Genomic DNA, 20,693 nt, shown 5'->3' with positions numbered 1-20,693 from the left:
GGTTGAACGAAATGGAACATAAGAAGATTGCCTTCATTGGCGCAGGGAACATGACTCGCTCTATCATCGCCGGTCTTGTCGCCAGTGGTTACCCTGCCACATTGATCACTGCGACCAATCCTAGCCAACCGAAGCTTGATTTTCTAAGCCAAGAGTATGGAATCAACACTCAATCGGATAATTTTAGCGCGGTTGAAGAAGCTAATGTTGTCGTTATGGCGGTTAAACCGCAGTTGATGGAGGCGGTGAGCTTTGATCTGCGTGCTGTAGACTATTCTAAGAAATTGGTTATTTCTATTGCAGCGGGCATCAGTGCTAAACGCTTAAATGCGATGTTTGATACCTCTCTTAACCTTGTTCGAGTTATGCCGAACACGCCTTCATTATTGGGGCAGGGGATGAGTGGTTTGTACGCAGCCAATGACGTTGATGAGCAAGATAAACAGTTTTCTGCCGACCTTATGACGGCTGTGGGTAAGGTCTGTTGGGTTGAGCAAGAGTCTGGCATCAACAGTGTGATTGCAGCAGCAGGAAGCGCACCCGCGTATTTCTTCTTGTTTATGGAAGCGATGCAAGCAGAAGCCATCGCACAAGGGTTTGATGAACAAACGGCTCGCATGTTAGTACAGCAGTCGGCATTAGGGGCCGCAGAGATGGTTGTTGCGAACCCAGAATTGCAATTATCAACGCTCAGAGAGCAGGTGACCTCTAAAGGTGGCACCACAGCAGAAGCGTTGAGAACATTTAATCAACATCAACTTCCAGAGATTGTCGCTAAAGCCATGCAAGCTGCTGTTGCAAGAGCGCAAGAAATGGAAAAAGAATTTTAATTTAATCGCTTGAACCAATCGATTTCACTTTGTCTTAAGGACTGATTATGAGCTCAATGAGTTTTCTAGTTTCAACACTATTTGATCTGTATATCATGGTCGTTATGCTGCGTATCTGGCTCCAAGCCTCACGTGCAGATTTCTACAACCCATTCTCGCAATTTATTGTTAAAGCCACGCAGCCCGTTGTTGGGCCACTACGCCGAGTCATTCCATCGATTGGTAGCTTTGATGTCGCAACCATTTTATTTGCTTATGTACTCTGCGTAGTAAAATTCGTTGCCTTGGTGATGATAAGCTCCGGTGGCTCATTCGCATTCAGCACAGATTTTCTATTCCTAGGTTTGCTGTCGCTGTTGAAAGCGGCTGGTGGCCTGTTGTTCTGGGTACTATTGATCCGCGCTATCTTAAGCTGGGTCAGCCAAGGTCGTAGCCCTATCGAGTTCGTTTTCCATCAACTCACTGAGCCAATGCTTGCGCCTATTCGTCGTATTCTTCCTGCAATGGGCGGCTTTGACCTAAGTGTTCTTGTGCTGTTCATTGGCCTACAGTTCGCGAACTTTTTGATGGGTGACTTAATCGGTCCTGTTTGGCATCAGCTATAATGCCTTTTGGGGCCAGTAAAGAATCTGCGGCTTGGAAAGAAGGCAATGACATTGTTCTTAGGCTCTATATTCAACCTAAGGCTAGCCGAGACAAAATCGTGGGGATTCATGGTGACGAACTCAAAATCGCCATTACGGCCCCACCTGTTGATGGCAAAGCGAATGCACATTTAGCGAAGTTTCTTTCCAAACAATTTAAGGTTGCCAAGGGTTCTATACAGATAGAAAAAGGAGAGTTGGGGCGGCATAAGCAAGTTAGAATAATCAGCCCTGCACTCACACCAAGTCACATTGAAGCCATCTTATGATGGCTTTTTATTTATAGATAGAGAAAAGGAATCAGAAATGAAGCAATGGATAGTCTTACTTTTTAGTACTCTGCTCGCAATGACCGCATCGGCAGGGCAATTTAAGACCATTAAAAATGTAGAAGTACATTATTCAGCGTTCAACTCTACGTTTATCACAAAAGAAATAGCGACGAGCTATAACTTAAAGCGGAATGGGTATTCCGCCATCTTAAACATTAGCGTGTTGGACAACTCGTTAGCGGGTAAGCCAGCAATTACAGCAAAAGTCAGTGGCAGTGCGCGAAATTTGATTGGGCAAACTCGTCAGTTGACCTTTCGTGAGGTAAAGGAAGCGGATGCTATTTACTATCTTGCTGAGTTTCCAATTAGCAATGAAGAGAATTTAACGTTCAATATCGATATTCATGCTGGAAATTCTGGTGCTGGTCCGCTAACGTTCAGCCAAAAATTTTATGTTGAAGAGTAACGAAACTCTCCAAACAACCTATTTGAGATATTCATGAAAAAAATCGTATTAGCTACAGGCAATCAAGGCAAAGTTCGTGAAATGGCAGATTTGCTTGCTGACTTTGGGTTTGATGTGGTTGCACAAAGCGAATTTAATGTTTCAGAAGTGGCAGAAACGGGCACGACCTTCATCGAAAATGCCATCATTAAAGCGCGCCATGCCGCAAAAGAAACGGGCCTTCCGGCGATTGCTGATGATTCAGGGTTAGAGGTCGACTTTCTTCAGGGCGCTCCTGGAATATACTCAGCTCGATACGCAGGTGAAGGGGCAAGCGACCAACAAAACCTAGAGAAGCTACTCGATGCAATGAAGGACGTTTCCCCTGAACAACGTTCTGCGCGTTTCCACTGCGTTTTAGTGCTCATGCGTCACGAAAACGATCCAACACCTATTGTGTGTCATGGAAAGTGGGAAGGTAGCATTCTTTCTCAGGCGGAAGGGGAGAATGGCTTTGGCTATGACCCTATTTTTTACGTACCAGAAGAGGGTTGTGCATCGGCGTTGCTAGAGTCAGCGCGCAAAAAGCAGTTATCACACCGTGGTAAAGCGCTAAAAGCGTTATTTGCGGAATTAGAGAAGTAAACAACGACTATGTTAAAGCCTCCCGCTCTTAGCCTCTATGTACACATCCCTTGGTGTGTACAAAAATGTCCTTATTGTGATTTTAATTCTCACGCCCTTAAAGGGAATATCCCAGAAGACGAATACATCTCTGCGCTACTCGAGGATCTTGATAGCGATATAGAGCGATACCAACTGAATGCGAACCCGCGTCCAATTCATTCCATTTTTATTGGCGGCGGTACGCCCAGTCTGATTTCTGCTGAAGGCATCAAAGCCTTGCTTGATGGTATTGAATCTCGAATTCCCTTTAAAGACGAGATTGAGATAACCATGGAAGCTAACCCTGGCACAATAGAAGCCGAGCGTTTTACTGGGTATAAACGGGCAGGGGTAACTCGAATATCCATTGGCGTGCAGAGTTTTGAACAAGAGAAACTTGAGCGACTGGGTCGAATACATGGTCAACAAGAAGCGATCAATGCTGCTAACCTGGCCCACAGCATTGGCCTCAATAGCTTTAATCTCGACTTAATGCATGGATTGCCCGATCAAAGTATTGAGCAGGCCCTCGGTGACTTGGATAAGGCGATTGAACTCAATCCACCGCATTTATCCTGGTATCAGCTCACCATTGAGCCAAATACGATGTTTTACTATAAAACACCGACACTGCCAGATGACGATGACCTGTGGGATATCTTTGAGCAAGGACATAAAAAGCTCAGTGATGCTGGATACGTTCAATATGAAATTTCGGGTTATAGCAAACCAGAATTTCAATGCCAGCATAATTTGAACTACTGGCGCTTTGGCGATTATCTTGGAATAGGTTGTGGTTCTCACGGAAAGTTAAGCTTTACGGACGGACGCATTGTACGGACAACCAAGATAAAACATCCAAAGGGATATTTAGCGGCGTATCAGAACCTTGCGAAGCCTTATTTGTCAGATGAGAATCTGGTAGAAAATGAAGATCGCCCATTCGAATTTTTCATGAATCGCTTTCGCTTGATGGAAGCATGCCCAAAACAGGACTTTATCGATACAACAGGGTTACCCGTCAACACAATTCAAGAAATTATTGATAACGCTTTAGAGAAAGGTTATTTGATTGAAACAAGAGATGACTGGAAGATAACCCAGAAAGGAAAGCTCTTTCTTAACGATCTATTGGAATCGTTTATGTAAAAAAAGGCACGAAATTTTGTGCCTTTTTGAATCATTAGCTTCGTAAGCGATCACCAACTTCCCCCTTTCATGCGGCACAGGTCTACAGGAATATAATCCATATTACCTTGAGGCAATGTGCAATCCACTCTTTGCCCCATATTGCCTGTGCCTGAGTTAGCATGAATTGAGAATGACAATAGACTGGTCACGAGTACTAAAAATAGCGTTTTCATAATAAATCCTTAGTTTGTTTAGTAAGCCATATTTCAAGTAACTACTCAGATACAGACCTTGATGAAAAGATTTATTATTCAATCGACTTAATTTTGCTCGATGTTTAATACTGAAAAATGAGGCACTCTCCCTTCATAAGCCCCAGATTCATTGAGAAAAACACGTAAAAAAGTAAATATCTATTCGGAATTGGGCAGGTTCTTAATTGCTTACAAAAAACTTAGCCAAGCAAAATCAAAAGATTAACGATATTTAAGCCAAATTAACAAACCATGATTGCAATGAAATTGCACATAGATTGAGTAGGCATTCAAAAATCAGTTTCTTCGTTATATTTCAGTCTTTTATTTTTTTCGTATTCAGTGCGATTTTTTTAGAAAATAGAGCGGCCAATGCGTTCAGAGAGCAGCTCTAGCGCTTGTGTTCCAGCTAAAGAGTTGCCTGATTGGTCTAACTCAGGTGACCACACGGCAATACTCATCTCATTTGGAATGATTGCAACAATACCGCCACCCACTCCTGATTTTCCAGGCATACCTACGCGATACGCAAATTCGCCAGCACCATCATACAAGCCGCAGGTGGCTAAAAGTGCATTCAACTGCTTCGTTTGTGTCGGGGTAATGATTTGTTTGCCGGTTTGCACCGAGGTTCCTTTGTTGGCGAGGTAGCTAAATGTTTTGGCCAGATCGACACAACTCATTTTTAATGAGCAAGCGTGGAAATAGTTGTTCAGCACTGGAATGACGTCATTTTCAAAATTTCCAAATGAACGCATCAAATAAGCAATGGCTGCATTCCTGTCGCTGTGCATCATTTCAGACGCCGCTACCACCTTGTCATAGACAATATGTGTATCGCCAGACAATTGGCGCACAAACTCGAGTAAACGCTGCCTTGGCGCTGAGAGACGGCTCTGAAGTAGATCAGCCACTATGATGGCACCAGCATTAATGAATGGATTGCGTGGAATGCCGTGCTCCATCTCCAGCTGAATCATGGAATTGAATGCCTGACCTGAAGGCTCTTTGCCTACTCGTTGCCAAATTTCATTGGGCTGATAAAGCGACATGGCCAACGTTAAACTCAGTGCTTTGGAGATCGATTGGATAGAAAACGCGTCATCGGCATCTCCCGCTTTGATTACCTCGCCTTGATTGGTGTAAACGGCAATCGCCAGTTTATTGTTGGTCACTTTAGCTAGGGCCGGAATATAGTCTGCCACTTTTCCTTGGCCAATTAACGGGCGAACTTCATGTAGGATTTCTTGTAAAATGATCTGCGTAGGCTTCATTCAGCACTCCAATATTGGCTCCCTCTATTGGGCAGCTCTTTTCAAAATTTTGATGTACAGAGGGTAAAAAAGCCAACATATCTGCTGGCTTTTATCGGCTTAATGGCTTCTAGTTTTAGACTTTAAGCTTATGCAGTACGGCGATATTTTATATCCCATACGCCGTGACCTAATCGATGCCCACGAGACTCAAACTTGGTCAGTGGACGATCGTCTGGGCGAGGGATGTAATCGCCATCCGTCGCTGTATTTTCAAAGCCAGGTGCTTCTTTCATCACTTCAATCATGTGCTCTGCGTAGTTTTCCCAATCGGTTGCCATATGGAAAATACCCGTCTCAAGCTGAAGCTTTCCTCTTACCATTTCAGCAAATTCTGCCTTAACGATACGACGCTTATGGTGGCGAGCTTTGTGCCATGGGTCTGGGAAGAATAACTGAAGCATATGCAGGCTATCGTTTGGAATCATGTGCTCAAACACTTCAACGGCGTCGTGACACATGACGCGTAAATTCGTCACACCCGCATCACGAGCAGACGCTAAACAAGCGCCAACACCAGGGCTGTGAACTTCAATACCCAAGAAGTTTATGCCTGGTGCATTTTTTGCCATCTCAACCAGTGAAGCACCCATACCGAAGCCAATTTCCAATACCACTGGGTTATCATTGCCAAACACTTCGCTCCAGTTAAGTAGCTCAGGGTGGTAATCGATACCCATTGTTGGCCAGCATTCATTCATCGCATTTTCTTGGCCTTTTGTTAAGCGGCCTTCGCGACGAACAAAACTGCGGATCTTACGAACCAGTTTGCCGTCTTCAGTATATTCGTTAGTGGTCACTTCACTCATTGGTATTTTGCCTGCACATTGATTAATCAAAGCGGGGATTATCCAAAGAATTGCCTCAGGTGCAAGTCTTTCTACAGATAAATATCCACACAAATTGTCTGTTTTACATCCAACCGTAATTGTGGTGCAATTTTGGGCCTAATAAAAGAAAAACATCGAGCATGTCGTGACTCCTTTCGCAAACGCCATTTTAGAGTGGTATGACGCCTATGGGCGCAAAAGTTTACCTTGGCAACAAAACAAAACCGCCTACAGTGTTTGGCTCTCTGAGATTATGCTGCAACAAACACAAGTTGCCACCGTCATTCCATACTACGAACGTTTTTTAGAGCGCTTTCCTACGGTCGTTGATTTAGCAAACGCAAAGCAAGATGAAGTGCTTCACCTTTGGACTGGGCTAGGGTATTACGCTAGGGCACGCAATCTTCACAAAGCGGCGCAAATTGTTGCCACTGACTATCATGGCGAATTTCCTACCGTGCTAGAAGATCTCAATGCCTTACCTGGGATTGGACGCTCTACAGCGGCTGCGATACTCTCATCGGTTTATAAACAACCTCATGCGATTCTAGATGGAAACGTTAAGAGGACCTTAGCTCGAAGTTTTGCTGTTGATGGCTGGCCAGGGCAAAAGAAGGTGGAAAATAGGCTCTGGGAGATCGCTGAAAAACTCACACCTAGCTCCAGCGTGGACAAATACAATCAAGCCATGATGGATATGGGGGCAATGGTGTGTACACGCAGCAAGCCCAAATGCACTCTATGCCCAGTTGAAACCTTGTGTGTTGCAAACAAGCAAGATAATCCACTTGAGTACCCAGGGAAAAAACCAAAAAAAGAGAAACCAGTGAAAGAAACTTGGTTTGTTATTCTTTATCACAATGATCAAGTCTGGTTAGAGCAGCGACCACAAAGTGGCATTTGGGGCGGGCTTTACTGTTTTCCTGAACATGTGGATGCCGCTTATGAGCAACAACTGGATAATCGCTCTATTCGCGATAAAGACGTAAAGAGAAAGCAAACACTCATCGCATTTCGTCATACCTTCAGCCATTATCACCTCGATATCACACCAATATTGGTCGAGCTGTCAAAACAACCTGATTTGATAATGGAAGAGACTAAAGGTCTTTGGTATAACTTATCTAAACCACATGAAGTCGGCCTGGCCGCGCCAGTAAAACAATTACTGGAAGGGTTACCATTCGAACTTCAAACATCATTTAAAAAGGAATCATTATGAGCCGTACCGTATTTTGCGCTCGCTTAAACAAAGACGCTGAAGGGTTAGACTTTCAACTTTACCCAGGCGAAATTGGAAAACGTGTCTTTGATAGCATTTCAAAAGAAGCGTGGGCACAGTGGCAAAGCAAGCAAACCATGCTGATTAATGAAAAGAAACTCAACATGATGGATCCAGAACATAGAAAGCTGCTAGAAACTGAAATGGTTAACTTCCTATTTGAAGGCAAAGAAGTCCATATCGAAGGCTACACACCGCCAAGCGAGTAACACCATTGCACCTACAGAGCATCAATATTCTTTGATGCTCTCTCGTTCTATTCAGCTTAAGGTTTTTCGAAGATAGGGGATCTATGAAAAAGTTAGTCTACTTTTTTACTGCTGCGCTTGTCAGTACCACAGTATTAACTGGCTGTAGCCGAGAGTTTGTTGAAAGCATTTATTCAGTAGACTACGAACCTACCAATCGATTTGCGACTAACCTTGCTGAGCTACCCGGCCAGTTTGAAAAAGATATTGCTGCGCTAGACTCCTTAATCAGCAGCTTCAATGGCAACATTGAGAAGCGTTGGGGCAGTAGAGAGATCAAAGTTGCAGGTAAAAGTAATTACGTTAAGTACATCGATAATTACCTTAGCCGTTCGGAAGTTAACTTTGATAAGGGTACTATCATTATAGAAACCGTCTCACCGACAGACCCTAAAAAGCACCTAAAAAACGCCATTGTTACCACCTTATTGACACCCGATGACCCTGCGAATGTCGACTTATTTTCCTCTAAAAGTATCAAACTTGAGGGACGCCCTTTCCTATACGAGCAAGTTGTAGACCAAGAGAAAAAACCGATCCAATGGTCTTGGCGAGCCAATAATTTTGCCGATTACTTGATAGCTAATCATTTGAAAGTAAAAGATGTGGACTTCAAGAAAGCGTATTACGTAGAAATCCCAATGGTTGAGGATCAAGTTGAAATCCGAAGCTATAAGTACGCAGATATCGTTCGCCGCGCCTCAAAACGTTACGACATTCCTGAGGATTTGATTTATGCGATCATTAAAACAGAAAGTAGCTTCAATCCTTATGCGGTAAGTTGGGCTAACGCGTACGGATTAATGCAGGTTGTGCCTAAAACGGCTGGGCGAGATGTTTTCAAGTTGGTGAAGAAGAAGTCAGGAGAGCCAACGCCAGAGTACCTTTTCGACCCAGAGAAGAATATCGATACAGGGACGGCTTACTTCTACATTCTTAAAAACCGTTACCTCAAAGATATCAATAACCCACTCTCTCTTGAGTACAGCATGATTTCTGCGTACAACGGCGGTGCTGGTGGGGTATTAAATACGTTTAATCGGAATGACCGAAAGCGCGCGATGCGAGATCTCAACTCTTTGCAGCCAAGTCAGGTTTATTGGGCGTTGACTAAAAAGCACTCCAACGCTGAAGCTCGCCGTTACCTAGAAAAAGTTACAAACTACAAGAAAGGCTTTAACGCAGGGAAAACCTAAGTGAAACAGTTGGCTAAATATGCAGCGCTCAATCACTTTTTTTCATTTTTTTAAAAAAACCAGTTGACGCGGTAGCCGAAAATCCGTTTAATAGCGCTCCGTTGCCCGGATAGCTCAGTCGGTAGAGCAGAGGATTGAAAATCCTCGTGTCGGTGGTTCGATTCCGCCTCCGGGCACCACAATTTGATTTGTTGGTGTCTAAGTAAAATTAAACACGAACAGAAGCATTAAGAATTTAGTGTGCCGACTTAGCTCAGTAGGTAGAGCAACTGACTTGTAATCAGTAGGTCACCAGTTCGACTCCGGTAGTCGGCACCATTCTTTTGCCTCGATAGCTCAGTCGGTAGAGCAGAGGATTGAAAATCCTCGTGTCGGTGGTTCGATTCCGCCTCGAGGCACCATTATTTGGTGCTTAACAAATAATGGTCTTTTTAGACCTGATGTTGACACAGATAATTCCCCTTTAGTTCAGTTGGTAGAACGGCGGACTGTTAATCCGTATGTCGCAAGTTCAAGTCTTGCAAGGGGAGCCACTTTTAAAAAGGCCTCATCATTTGATGAGGCCTTTTTGCATTCCACTCTCTTTAAACACGCTACACATGACTCTTCGCAATTTATTCCACAATTAACACGATACTAAGATTGATATTGGATACCTATCAATTATGAATTGTTTGCTCGTTATCACTTACTCAATACTTTTTTCGTGCAAGAAATTTAATCTTAATCATATTTTCAAACTATCCAGATACTCGTAACGCGAGTTCTACACTATGATTATCAAATTGTTACAAATTGAAGATCTGTGTCGATTTTAGGTAACAGATCGATTTGTGGAGAGAGTAATATGAAATTAAAGACACAAGCGTATTTATTGTCTGGGTTAGTCCTGATTGCACTGTTAGCGTTGACTATGACTGGTTTATGGACGTTAAGAGTTGCCAGTAATCTTGATAATAAAGCTCGAGTGACAGAGTTGTTTAAGAGTGCATACAGCATTCTGACAGAAGTCGAGAAAATGGCCGCAGATGGTACCTTGGAAGAGGATCAAGCCAAACAACTTGCGACTCGATTGCTGCGCAACAATATCTATAAAGATAATGAATATGTCTATGTGGCAGACGAAAATATGATGTTTGTTGCAACACCACTTGATCCTCAGCTTCATGGCACAAGCTTCCACGATTTTAAAGATGGTGATGGCAATAGTATTGGTGAAATATTGATTAATGCTATCCGTAAAACACCATCCGGCATCGCTGAATATGAATGGACTTCGGCGTACCCTGACGGGTCCATTGACTACAAGCTTTCCATCGCTCAAAAAAGCCCGAGGTGGGGTTGGTTTGTTGGTACGGGAATCAGCTCAGATGAAGTGAATGAGCGATTTTGGTCTACAGCTCAGTGGCAGCTTATCTTATGTTTGATTATCGCAAGCTCCATTCTTACTATCGTCATCATTTCTATTAGAAAGATCTTGGCCCTACTGGGCGGAGAGCCTCAAGAAGTAAGTGATGCGGTACAAGCCGTAGCAAAGGGCAATATTCAGTCATCGTTCGATAGCGAAGCCCCTGATGGCAGTATTTATTACTCTGTTCAGCAAATGAGCCGCTCTCTTGCTGAGTTAGTAACGAATTTGGATAGCTCTATGCATGCATTGCGCAGTGAGTTAAGCCTTGTAGAATCGCGAGCTGGCAGCATCGCTTCATTAACGGAGACTCAGCAGCAGTCTACAGAAATGATTGCAACAGCAATGACTGAGATGGCTTCTTCGGCGAACAACGTCGCTGATTCAGCCCGCGATACGGCAACGAATACCGATGAGGCAGACAAACAAAGTCAACATACCCAAACGCTCATCCACAATACGGTGGATAACATTGAAGGTCTTGCGACTCAACTTGGCACTGCAAGTCAGGCTGTTGCTGACCTAGATAACGATGTAAACAGCATTGTTAAGGTTCTTGATGTGATTGGTGATATCGCAGAACAAACCAACCTTCTGGCCCTCAATGCAGCCATTGAGGCTGCTCGTGCGGGTGAGCAAGGTCGAGGCTTTGCGGTTGTTGCAGATGAGGTCCGTAATCTCGCAGGAAGAACCCAAGAGAGCACCAAAGAGATTCAGCAGATGATCAATAATCTTCAGGAAGGCTCTCGAAATGCCATTAACACCATGGAGATTTGTGCTGAAACGAGTCAAAGCACGGTGACTGAGTCTCAAAATGCGTCTGATGCTCTGCAACAAATTGTCGTTGCGTTGGAATCAATATCGGCAATGAGTCATCAAATAGCGACAGCGGCGGCGGAGCAGACTCAAGTAGGTGATGATATTTCTAAGCGAATTAATATGATTGAAGAGAGCGGTACGCAGCTGAGTGGGGTCGTAACAGAGAGCCATAACAGTACGCAAACGCTTACCGCGTTATCAAACGAACTGGAAACCTGGGTGAACAAGTTTACTGTTAAGAAGTAAATCCTCAGTTAGAGTGTAGAAAGCACGCCTCTCGCGTGCTTTTTTTTATTTATTTTTCAACGGTCGCTTCTGTTAATTCTTCGAGCAATGACCATATACGGCACTTTCGCTAGCCACAATGAGTAAAAATGCCTCATTGAGTATAGAAAAACAACAAACGATATTTTTTTTGCATTTTAATGTTGACCTGAAAAGAGAAAAACCGTTTAATACACCTCGTCGCCCGGATAGCTCAGTCGGTAGAGCAGAGGATTGAAAATCCTCGTGTCGGTGGTTCGATTCCGCCTCCGGGCACCACTATTTAAAATTGTTGGTGCTTAGACATCGACAGTTGTAAAGTAAGAAGAATATAGTGTGCCGACTTAGCTCAGTAGGTAGAGCAACTGACTTGTAATCAGTAGGTCACCAGTTCGACTCCGGTAGTCGGCACCATTCTTTTTATGTCTTCTCATTGAGAAGTAAAATCTGTTCCCTTTTAGTTCAGTTGGTAGAACGCCGGACTGTTAATCCGTATGTCGCTGGTTCAAGTCCAGCAAAGGGAGCCACATTAAAACTAACGTGAAAACGGTAGTTAAAAAATACGTGCCGACTTAGCTCAGTAGGTAGAGCAACTGACTTGTAATCAGTAGGTCACCAGTTCGACTCCGGTAGTCGGCACCACTTCTTTAAGAAGATACAATCTGTTCCCCTTTAGTTCAGTTGGTAGAACGGCGGACTGTTAATCCGTATGTCGCAAGTTCAAGTCTTGCAAGGGGAGCCACATTAAAAAAGCCTCATCATTTGATGAGGCTTTTTGCTATCTGCAACCTATACAAAGCTATGAAATAATCATTGCCAGGCTCTGAGTCTGACAAATAGGTTATTCACCCCACTGAGCTTCAAACCAACTTTCTAGAATGACCACAGCCGATTGGCAGTCGACATTTCCTTTGCTTAGAGCCTTGTAACCGCCCATGTTAAACAGATCAGATCGTGCTTCCGTTGTGGATAGGCGCTCATCGTGTAGCTCTACTTGTACACCAAAGCGGCCAAAGAGCCTGTTAGCGAACTTTTTTGCTCTTGGTGTGATTGTCGCTAAGTCTTTACCGTGGAGATCGGTAGGCAGGCCCACAATAATTAAATTGGGTTGCCACTCCTTGATGAGCTTTTCTATGTCATCCCACTGCGGGATACCATCCTTTGCTTTAAAGGCTTTCAGCGGTGAAGCAGTGCCAGTAATATCTTGGCCTATTGCGCTACCGATACTTTTTGTACCGTAGTCAAACGCCATTATTGTTCGAGACATTCTTTTTCCAATTTGGGCTAAAACAGTCGTTGTAGATGTTCAATAATCTAAGGCTATGCATGCCCAGATTGCGTTGATAGCTGTGCGGCATCAATGCCAAGCATTTGTACTGCGGCTCGCCAACGTTCGCGAATAGGGGTGTTGAAGATGACATCTGGATCGGCCTCTATCGTCAGCCATGAGTTTTCCGATAGTTCAACCTCAAGCTGTCCTGCTTCCCAGCCAGAATATCCCAGAGCAATTAAGTAATGGTTCGGTTCTGCTTCTGTTCCTAATACCTCAAGGATATCTTTAGAGGTTGTGACTGAGATTTGATCCGTCATGTTGATGCTGGATTCATATTCATCTTTGGGCTGATGGAGAATAAAACCGCGATCTTCGGAAACAGGGCCGCCATTGAGCACGGGTTTTTCTAAGCTGGTTGCGTTGACGTGAGATTCTGTCGGTTCAATGTCGACTTTCTTCAACATACCGGCAACGGTGATATCAATAGGGGCATTGATGACCAATCCCATTGCACCGTCTTCATTATGTTCGCAAAGGTAGATGACACGATGCTTAAAGTAGGGATCTTCCATCCCTGGCATGGCGACTAAGAAATGATTTGTCAGGTTCATATCCACTCCAATCGTGAAGTGGGCAGCGAACTGCCCAAATACTATTACGCTTTCAAGCGGCGCTCGATTGCGTCCATCAGTTTACCTGTGATTGAAATTCCGAACTCGGCTTCTATCTCGCGGATGCAAGTTGGGCTAGTTACGTTAATCTCAGTCAACTTATCGCCAATAACGTCTAAGCCTACAAAAATAAGACCTTTTTCTTTTAATGTTGGGGCTATAGTGAGTGCTATTTGTTTATCGGTTTCGCTCAGTGGACGAGCTTCACCACGTCCTCCCGCTGCTAGGTTGCCACGCGTTTCCCCTTTCGCTGGAATACGAGCAAGTACATAAGGCATTGGCTCACCATCAACCACCAAAATACGCTTGTCACCGTTGCTGATATCAGGAACAAACGTTTGTGCCATCGCATAGTTCTGGCCGTGATTAGTAAGTGTCTCAATGATCACATTGACGTTAGGATCGCCCGCTTTAACGCGGAAGATAGAAGCCCCACCCATACCATCGAGTGGTTTTAAGATCACATCGCCGTGTTCTTGTTGAAACTGCTTAATCTTTTCTGCTTTGCGCGTCACTATGGTTGTTGGCGTCAATTCCGGGAACCAGGCAGTGAAGAGCTTTTCATTACAATCACGCAAGCTTTGCGGCTTATTGACGATCAATGTGCCTTGTTCTTCAGCGCGTTCTAAAATATACGTAGCGTAGATAAATTCTGTATCGAATGGAGGATCTTTACGCATTAGAACAACGTCTAACTCAGCAAGCTTGATCGTCTGCTCTGATTTGAATTCATACCAACCGTTTGGATCTTCCTTAAGTTCGACGACTTTTGTGTCAGCGATGGCTTCCCCTTGATCTAAGTGTAGATCATCCATCTCCATATAGTGGATTTCATAGCCGCGACGCTGCGCTTCGATCATCATCGCAAAGCTTGAATCCTTCTTTATGTTAATGGATGAGATTGGATCCATCACAATACCCAGTTTAATCATTGAAATTCTCCAGTTAGCCGAGGTCGCCAAAACGAACTTGTAGGGCGGTAATTGCAGTCAACGCTGCGGTTTCTGTACGTAGTACTCGTGGACCGAGCAAAGTCTCTTCAAATTGATACTCTTGAGTCATATCGATTTCTTGTGAAGAAAGTCCACCTTCAGGGCCAATCAATAGGCGAACCTTATTGATTGGTTCAGGGAGTGTATTAATTGAATATTTTGCTCTTGGGTGCAGATTCAGTTTTAATCCATCCGTTTGCTCTGCACACCATTGTTCAAGTTGCATGATCGGGCGAATAACCGGTATGGTGTTGCGACCACACTGTTCGCAAGCACTGATTGCTATTTTTTGCCACTGAGCGAGTTTTTTCTCAAATCGTTTTGCATCGAGCTTAACGCCACAACGTTCAGAGATGAGCGGCGTGATAGTGTTGACACCAAGCTCAACGGATTTTTGGATCGTAAACTCCATTTTGTCGCCACGAGAGATCACTTGCCCCAGGTGAAGATCAAGGGGCGATTCGCTGCTTTGCTCAATGCGCTCTTGAACATTAACGCTAACGTGTTTTTTTGTTGTTTCTTGAATGGTGGCTGGAAACTCTGCACCGCTGCCATCAAATAGCAATATCTCTTGACCCGCTTTCATCCTTAAAGCACGCCCAATGTGGCCTGCTGCATCATCATCAAGGTTAAGTGTGCCTAGCTGAGAGATGGGTTGTGAATGATATATACGAGGGGTTCTCATCGAGACGTCCTAAAAGGCAAATAGTTAGACCTAACATGGATGCTTTATGCTGAAAAAACAAGGTTAGTAGGGGATTTTAGTGGTTATTACTTATATCCATCGAGTAATACGATTGGTACTCAAACTGATGCGTAAACCAACGTTTTTTGGCAAGACTGACAACGGTAAGTTGCTTGTTGTCTCAGTACCTTGTTATGACGCCGAATCGAGAGGTTGTGATGAGCACAATCGCAACGGTATTTGAATGTTTTGCCTTGTACCGATTGAATCGAAAAGCTGTGCGTTGTTTTCGCTTTGAGTTTAAACACTTCGTTCATAACCGCTTGCCACTCTTTTCCGTGTGGTCTTACTTTACCAAAATGATGAAAGGTGATGAGATGGGCAACTTCATGAGGGATCACTTCATCGATAAACGCTGCATGGTTTTCAGTGAATAGGACGGGGTTAAGACGTATCTCCCAGAGTTGAAGGTAGGCTTTCCCTGCAGCTTTACCTCTTAGCTTGTAGCTTAGTTCAGGTAGAGGAAATGAATGTTGAAAATAGTCAGACGCTTGATCTATACATGCTTTAAGTTTTCTTTGTGCCTGATAATGAAGTTCGAAGTCTTTCACTGCTTTTCCTGATCTCTCTGTTTATCTAGAACTTTTAAATCGGCAATACGTCCAACAAAAAAGCCTCAACGGTTAAGCTGAGGCTTGGATAGTAGCATCAATTGAGCGTCTGAAAAATATAAGGCTCTTTTACAGGTGATGCTTCTTCTTAATGGTCTCATGGTAGCCGTGCCACGTCGCATAGCCGAGTATTGGCATGGTGAAGAACATACCAATTCCATAGGTAGCAAAGCCAATTAGAATACCGCCAGTGATCACTAGGGCCCAAACAATCATTGCTGGAATATTGCTTTTGACGGCATTAAAGCTAGAGAAAACCGCGCTCATTACATCAACACGCTTTTCCATCATTAATGGTATAGAGAAGGCTGAAATACTGAATATGATGACAGCAAAACCAAACCCGACGATGGAGCCGATGATTAAAAATGGAGCGAACTCTGTAATAGAAGCGCCTTGAACAGCAGGGTAAAGAGCATGAATCAGAGCGGCGACTCTCATCCAAAAAATCATTGCGACCGTCAGTAATACAGCAAATGCCCATTGGGAAGTCGAGTTACGTGTAATCGCTCTCATTGAGTGCATTAAACTAGGTTGGTGGCCTTTTTCTCTTTCCCAGCTGGCATCATACATGCCAAGGGCTAGAAATGGCCCGATTAACATATAGACAATCAAACTTGGCATCACAACTAAATGTGAATGTGTGCCTTGCCATTGTACGAGTAACACAATACCCACAGCGGCAGCCATAAAGCAGGCACCATAGAACATGCTGATGATTGGCATGCGGATAAAGTCGTGCACACCTAGTGATAGCCAGTGGAATGGAGCGGTCACGCTCAGCTGATTGCAGGGCAGGGTGCGAGCGTACTCGCTATCTGGAATTTTCTTATCTTTCGCTTCAAAATCTGATGGGTTCACCGTACGAGGCATACACCCTCCTTGATCTATTCTCGTTAATTGTTGACGACATATGCTTGCCGACTGACGAATTTGAGTTGGTTTATCAAAGGTGTGAACTGCAAGAACTTATCTACTGCAACCCACGTCAATTAGTAATTATCGTGGAAAATGCATCGTTTAAACTTGAATTTATTTATTAATATCAAGTCACTAAGCCCTACCGATAGACGCAAGGAAATGGTAAGTGGCAATCTAAGGATAAAGTACATTTAACACTTTATTAACTATTGGCGTGAATAGAAAAAAACACAAATATTTAGGTGAAAAATTAATCGAAAATAAGAAGCCCCTGCAAATATGCAAGGGCTTTATGTTTTCAGTCGGTGGCTGCTAGCTACTAAAGACCAGCGAACTCACGTAGCATTGCTGCTTTATCTGTTGCTTCCCATGGGAACTCTTCGCGACCAAAGTGGCCGTATGCAGCCGTCTTCTTATAGATTGGCTGAAGAAGGTTCAGCATCTCTTGTAGACCGTATGGGCGTAGGTCGAAGTTTTGGCGAACCGCTTCAACGATGATTTGGTGAGAAACTTTTTCCGTACCAAACGTTTCAACCATGATTGAGGTTGGATCCGCAACACCGATAGCGTAAGAAAGTTGAATCTCACAACGATCAGCCATGCCAGCAGCTACAATGTTTTTCGCAACGTAACGAGCCGCGTAAGCTGCAGAGCGGTCAACTTTTGATGGATCTTTACCTGAGAATGCACCGCCACCGTGACGCGCTGCACCTCCGTAGGTATCAACGATGATCTTACGACCCGTTAGACCACAGTCACCCATTGGGCCACCGATTACAAAACGGCCGGTTGGATTGATGAAGAAGTTCGTCTCTTTATTGATCCACTCAGCAGGAAGCACTGGCTTAATGATTTCTTCCATTACCGCTTCACGTAGGTCTGGTGTAGAAATATCATCGCTGTGTTGAGTCGAAAGAACAACGGCGTCGATACCAACGATCTTACCTTGGTCGTATTGGAACGTTACTTGAGATTTCGCATCTGGGCGAAGGAAGTTAAGCTTGCCGCTCTTACGTACTTCCGCTTGCTTTTCAACAAGGCGGTGCGAGTAAGTGATAGGCGCAGGCATTAGGATTTCAGTTTCGTTCGTCGCGTAACCGAACATGATACCTTGGTCGCCGGCACCTTGATCTTTAGGGTCCGCTTTATCAACGCCTTGGTTGATGTCAGGAGATTGCTTACCAATAGTATTTAGCACGGCACATGAATCAGCATCAAAGCCCATGTCTGAACCAGTGTAGCCAATCTCACGAACGGTTTGACGAGTGATCTCTTCGATATCAACCCATGCTGAAGTCGTGATTTCACCACCAACCATAACCATACCGGTTTTAACGTAAGTCTCACACGCTACGCGAGCTTTTGTATCTTGTTCTAGGATGGCATCTAGAACAGCATCAGAAATTTGGTCTGCAATTTTATCTGGATGACCTTCTGAAACAGATTCAGAAGTGAATAGGTGCTTAGCCATGTGAGCTCCACTTTATTGGGTTGATGATGAATTCTATCATTCACCACAAAAATAATTGATATTAACTGTAGGTGTTTCTACATCTAGACGTCTATTCTAATTTTGAAAGTGTGAATTACAAGCTCTTTTTTGGATATCTCATAACTAAACGTTTGCGTGTTGAAATTAGGCTTTGACAGGATGAATGTATCGAGTTGTGAAAATAGTTGGAAATTTGAGCAAAAATCACCAGTAAAACGTTTGCAGTCATTAGGGGGCTTTGAGAGAATACCGCGCTCTGAATTCATCGAATAATTCAGCTTCCATTATTTTTTAAATCGCTTATGCACTCAGGAGCAGACATGCCTTCTCGTAAAGACCTAGCCAATGCAATCCGCGCACTTAGTATGGACGGCGTTCAACAAGCTAACTCAGGCCACCCAGGCGCACCTATGGGTATGGCTGACATCGCTGAAGTTCTTTGGCGTGGCCACTTGAACCACAACCCAGCAAACCCAGAGTGGGCTGACCGTGACCGTTTTATTCTGTCTAACGGCCATGGTTCAATGCTGATTTACTCTCTGCTTCACCTTGCAGGTTACGAGCTTTCAATTGAAGACCTGAAAAACTTCCGTCAACTGCACTCTAAGACTCCAGGCCACCCAGAGTACGGTTACGCTCCTGGTATTGAGACAACAACGGGCCCTCTAGGTCAAGGCATCACGAACGCTGTTGGTATGGCTATGGCTGAGAAAGCACTAGCGGCGCAGTTCAACAAAGAAGGCCACGACATTGTAGACCACTACACTTATGCATTCATGGGTGATGGCTGTCTGATGGAAGGTATTTCTCACGAAGCATGTTCTCTAGCGGGTACGCTAGGTCTTGGTAAGCTGGTTGCTTTCTGGGATGACAACGGTATCTCTATCGATGGCGAAGTTGAAGGTTGGTTCTCTGACGATACACCTAAGCGTTTTGAAGCTTACGGCTGGCATGTGATCCCTGCTGTAGATGGTCACGACTCTGACGTTATCAACGCAGCGATTGAAGCGGCTAAAGCGGATCCTCGTCCAACGCTTATCTGTACTAAAACTATCATCGGTTTTGGTTCTCCAAACAAAGCGGGTACGCACGACTGTCACGGTGCTCCACTAGGCGCTGATGAAATCACAGCAACCAAAGCGGCACTAGGTTGGGAACACGGTCCTTTCGAAATTCCAGTGGATATCGCAGCTGAGTGGAATGCAAAAGAAGCAGGCGCAGCGAAAGAAGCAGCGTGGAATGCTAAGTTTGACGCGTACGCAGCGGCTCACCCAGAGCTAGCAGCAGAATTCAAACGTCGTACTGACGGCGAACTTCCAGCTGAGTGGGAAGAGAAAGCAAACGCAATCATTGCTGATCTTCAAGCGAACCCAGCAAACATTGCTTCACGTAAAGCATCTCAAAACGCACTCGAAGCGTTTGGTCAAATGCTTCCAGAATTTATGGGCGGCTCTGCTGACCTTGCGCCTTCTAACCTAACTATGTGGTCGGGCTCTAAGTCTCTTGAAGCAACAGACTTCTCTGGTAACTACATCCACTACGGTGTGCGTGAATTCGGTATGACGGCTATCATGAACGGTATCGCTCTGCACGGTGGTTTCGTACCATACGGCGCAACGTTCCTAATGTTCATGGAATACGCGCGTAACGCAATGCGTATGGCTGCTCTGATGAAAGTTCAGAACATTCAAGTTTACACGCACGATTCTATCGGCCTAGGCGAAGATGGCCCAACTCACCAACCAGTTGAGCAGATAGCTTCTCTACGTCTGACTCCAAACATGAGCACATGGCGTCCATGTGACCAAGTTGAATCTGCAGTGGCTTGGAAACTGGCAATCGAGCGTAAAGATGGTCCTTCATCTCTAATCTTCTCTCGTCAAAACCTTGCACAACAAGATCGTGACGCTGAGCAAGTAGCAAACATCGCTAAGGGTGGTTACATCCTGAAAGATTGTGCTGGTAAGCCTGAGCTAATCATCATTGCAACTGGTTCTGAAGTTGAGCTTGCTGTTGAAGCAGCTGCACAACTAACCGCTGAAGGTAAAGCAGTACGCGTAGTCTCTATGCCTGCAACTGACGCGTTCGATAAGCAAGATGCTGAATACCGTGAGTCTGTACTTCCGTCAGACGTTACAGCACGTATCGCTGTTGAAGCTGGCATCGCTGACTTCTGGTACAAGTACGTTGGTTTCGGTGGCAAGATCATCGGTATGACAACGTTCGGCGAATCTGCACCTGCAGGTGAACTGTTCAAGATGTTCGGTTTCACGACTGAAAACGTAGTAAATACAGCGAAAGAACTACTGGCTTAAATCGAGTAAGAACTTCCTATTGAAAGGCCTAGCTTGAAGCTAGGCCTTTTTTATGGTTCATCGCGACTTTC

21 protein-coding genes and 9 tRNA genes are annotated in these 20,693 nt (G+C 44.4%); 20 read left to right on the top strand and 10 right to left on the bottom strand.

The window, feature by feature from the left end; all coding sequences use genetic code 11:
- Window positions 1–11: 11 nt before the first annotated feature.
- The 6 genes from proC to hemW are packed head-to-tail and all read left to right on the top strand — an operon-like array spanning window position 12 to window position 4,006.
- On the top strand, window positions 12–830 hold the full coding sequence (gene proC, locus BCU12_RS02490) for a pyrroline-5-carboxylate reductase (RefSeq protein ID WP_102402813.1): 819 nt from the start codon (window positions 12–14) through the stop codon (window positions 828–830).
- A gap of 47 nt (window positions 831–877) precedes the next feature.
- A complete protein-coding gene (locus tag BCU12_RS02485; RefSeq protein ID WP_102402812.1) occupies window positions 878–1,435 on the top strand; it encodes a YggT family protein in 558 nt (185 codons plus the stop codon).
- A complete protein-coding gene (gene yggU / locus BCU12_RS02480) occupies window positions 1,435–1,743 on the top strand; it encodes a DUF167 family protein YggU (protein WP_102402811.1) in 309 nt (102 codons plus the stop codon). The genes BCU12_RS02485 and yggU overlap by 1 nt, the downstream gene beginning before the upstream one ends.
- A 37-nt stretch (window positions 1,744–1,780) precedes the next feature.
- Window positions 1,781–2,212: a DUF4426 domain-containing protein gene (locus BCU12_RS02475; RefSeq protein ID WP_102402810.1), complete on the top strand. Its 432-nt coding sequence runs from the start codon at window positions 1,781–1,783 to the stop codon at window positions 2,210–2,212.
- 33 nt (window positions 2,213–2,245) lie between these two features.
- Window positions 2,246–2,836 carry an XTP/dITP diphosphatase gene (locus BCU12_RS02470; RefSeq protein ID WP_102402809.1) on the top strand — a complete coding sequence of 197 codons (591 nt, stop codon included), beginning with the start codon at window positions 2,246–2,248 and terminating at the stop codon, window positions 2,834–2,836.
- Between the two features lie 9 nt (window positions 2,837–2,845).
- Window positions 2,846–4,006, top strand: a complete 1,161-nt coding sequence (gene hemW / locus BCU12_RS02465) for a radical SAM family heme chaperone HemW (protein ID WP_102402808.1) — start codon at window positions 2,846–2,848, stop codon at window positions 4,004–4,006.
- Between the two features lie 50 nt (window positions 4,007–4,056).
- On the opposite strand, the gene BCU12_RS23395 is transcribed toward hemW, so the two are convergent.
- The 3 genes from BCU12_RS23395 to trmB all read right to left on the bottom strand — a co-directional run bounded on the left by BCU12_RS23395 (window position 4,057) and on the right by trmB (window position 6,364).
- Window positions 4,057–4,221 (bottom strand): hypothetical protein, encoded by a 165-nt coding sequence (locus BCU12_RS23395; RefSeq protein WP_198599230.1) that lies wholly within the window; start codon window positions 4,219–4,221, stop codon window positions 4,057–4,059.
- A gap of 374 nt (window positions 4,222–4,595) precedes the next feature.
- Window positions 4,596–5,516 (bottom strand): glutaminase B, encoded by a 921-nt coding sequence (glsB, locus tag BCU12_RS02460; RefSeq protein ID WP_102402807.1) that lies wholly within the window; start codon window positions 5,514–5,516, stop codon window positions 4,596–4,598.
- A 128-nt stretch (window positions 5,517–5,644) separates the two neighbouring features.
- The gene (trmB, locus tag BCU12_RS02455; RefSeq protein WP_102402806.1) at window positions 5,645–6,364 is read right to left on the bottom strand and encodes a tRNA (guanosine(46)-N7)-methyltransferase TrmB; all 720 of its coding nucleotides are present in this window, start codon (window positions 6,362–6,364) and stop codon (window positions 5,645–5,647) included.
- 166 nt (window positions 6,365–6,530) lie between these two features.
- On the opposite strand from trmB, the gene mutY reads away from it, so the two are divergent.
- The 13 genes from mutY (at window position 6,531) to BCU12_RS02390 (ending at window position 12,344) form a co-directional block, all read left to right on the top strand.
- Window positions 6,531–7,607 (top strand): A/G-specific adenine glycosylase, encoded by a 1,077-nt coding sequence (mutY, locus tag BCU12_RS02450; protein WP_102402805.1) that lies wholly within the window; start codon window positions 6,531–6,533, stop codon window positions 7,605–7,607.
- Window positions 7,604–7,876 (top strand): oxidative damage protection protein, encoded by a 273-nt coding sequence (locus tag BCU12_RS02445; RefSeq protein ID WP_102402804.1) that lies wholly within the window; start codon window positions 7,604–7,606, stop codon window positions 7,874–7,876. The genes mutY and BCU12_RS02445 overlap by 4 nt, the downstream gene beginning before the upstream one ends.
- 83 nt (window positions 7,877–7,959) lie before the next feature.
- Window positions 7,960–9,111, top strand: coding sequence for a membrane-bound lytic murein transglycosylase MltC (gene mltC / locus BCU12_RS02440; RefSeq protein ID WP_102402803.1), 1,152 nt, complete (start codon window positions 7,960–7,962; stop codon window positions 9,109–9,111).
- Between the two features lie 103 nt (window positions 9,112–9,214).
- Window positions 9,215–9,290 (top strand) — tRNA-Phe (locus tag BCU12_RS02435).
- 63 nt (window positions 9,291–9,353) lie between these two features.
- Window positions 9,354–9,429: transfer RNA gene (locus BCU12_RS02430), tRNA-Thr, on the top strand.
- Between the two features lie 7 nt (window positions 9,430–9,436).
- A tRNA-Phe gene (locus BCU12_RS02425) sits at window positions 9,437–9,512 on the top strand.
- 56 nt (window positions 9,513–9,568) lie between these two features.
- Window positions 9,569–9,644: transfer RNA gene (locus BCU12_RS02420), tRNA-Asn, on the top strand.
- 314 nt (window positions 9,645–9,958) lie between these two features.
- Window positions 9,959–11,584, top strand: a complete 1,626-nt coding sequence (locus tag BCU12_RS02415) for a methyl-accepting chemotaxis protein (RefSeq protein WP_102402802.1) — start codon at window positions 9,959–9,961, stop codon at window positions 11,582–11,584.
- A gap of 221 nt (window positions 11,585–11,805) precedes the next feature.
- A tRNA-Phe gene (locus tag BCU12_RS02410) sits at window positions 11,806–11,881 on the top strand.
- 59 nt (window positions 11,882–11,940) lie between these two features.
- Window positions 11,941–12,016: transfer RNA gene (locus BCU12_RS02405), tRNA-Thr, on the top strand.
- 37 nt (window positions 12,017–12,053) lie between these two features.
- Window positions 12,054–12,129: transfer RNA gene (locus BCU12_RS02400), tRNA-Asn, on the top strand.
- A 39-nt stretch (window positions 12,130–12,168) separates the two neighbouring features.
- Window positions 12,169–12,244 (top strand) — tRNA-Thr (locus BCU12_RS02395).
- Window positions 12,245–12,268: 24 nt separating this feature from the next.
- Window positions 12,269–12,344: transfer RNA gene (locus BCU12_RS02390), tRNA-Asn, on the top strand.
- Between the two features lie 99 nt (window positions 12,345–12,443).
- Here BCU12_RS02390 and ruvX read toward each other — a convergent pair.
- From ruvX to metK, 7 genes are all read right to left on the bottom strand, one after another.
- Window positions 12,444–12,869, bottom strand: a complete 426-nt coding sequence (gene ruvX / locus BCU12_RS02385) for a Holliday junction resolvase RuvX (protein WP_102402801.1) — start codon at window positions 12,867–12,869, stop codon at window positions 12,444–12,446.
- A 53-nt stretch (window positions 12,870–12,922) separates the two neighbouring features.
- A complete protein-coding gene (locus BCU12_RS02380; RefSeq protein ID WP_102402800.1) occupies window positions 12,923–13,486 on the bottom strand; it encodes a YqgE/AlgH family protein in 564 nt (187 codons plus the stop codon).
- Window positions 13,487–13,530: 44 nt separating this feature from the next.
- Window positions 13,531–14,478 carry a glutathione synthase gene (gene gshB, locus BCU12_RS02375; RefSeq protein ID WP_102402799.1) on the bottom strand — a complete coding sequence of 316 codons (948 nt, stop codon included), beginning with the start codon at window positions 14,476–14,478 and terminating at the stop codon, window positions 13,531–13,533.
- Between the two features lie 13 nt (window positions 14,479–14,491).
- On the bottom strand, window positions 14,492–15,223 hold the full coding sequence (gene rsmE, locus BCU12_RS02370; protein ID WP_102402798.1) for a 16S rRNA (uracil(1498)-N(3))-methyltransferase: 732 nt from the start codon (window positions 15,221–15,223) through the stop codon (window positions 14,492–14,494).
- 119 nt (window positions 15,224–15,342) lie between these two features.
- The gene (locus tag BCU12_RS02365; RefSeq protein ID WP_102402797.1) at window positions 15,343–15,834 is read right to left on the bottom strand and encodes a SprT family zinc-dependent metalloprotease; all 492 of its coding nucleotides are present in this window, start codon (window positions 15,832–15,834) and stop codon (window positions 15,343–15,345) included.
- Between the two features lie 129 nt (window positions 15,835–15,963).
- Entirely contained in the window at window positions 15,964–16,767 is an 804-nt protein-coding gene (locus tag BCU12_RS02360) for a DUF2189 domain-containing protein (RefSeq protein WP_102402796.1), read from the bottom strand.
- Window positions 16,768–17,134: 367 nt separating this feature from the next.
- Complete coding sequence (gene metK / locus BCU12_RS02355; protein WP_102402795.1) at window positions 17,135–18,286, bottom strand: methionine adenosyltransferase; 1,152 nt, start codon at window positions 18,284–18,286, stop codon at window positions 17,135–17,137.
- Window positions 18,287–18,627: 341 nt separating this feature from the next.
- Here metK and tkt point away from each other — a divergent pair, with 341 nt between their 5' ends.
- Complete coding sequence (gene tkt, locus BCU12_RS02350) at window positions 18,628–20,622, top strand: transketolase (RefSeq protein WP_102402794.1); 1,995 nt, start codon at window positions 18,628–18,630, stop codon at window positions 20,620–20,622.
- Window positions 20,623–20,693 lie beyond the last annotated feature (71 nt).

It is taken from the genome of Vibrio sp. 10N.261.55.A7, from assembly GCF_002877365.1.
GTDB lineage: Bacteria > Pseudomonadota > Gammaproteobacteria > Enterobacterales > Vibrionaceae > Vibrio.
Note: the sequence above shows the minus strand (reverse complement) of the source record. Positions and strands in the feature narration are given on the sequence as shown.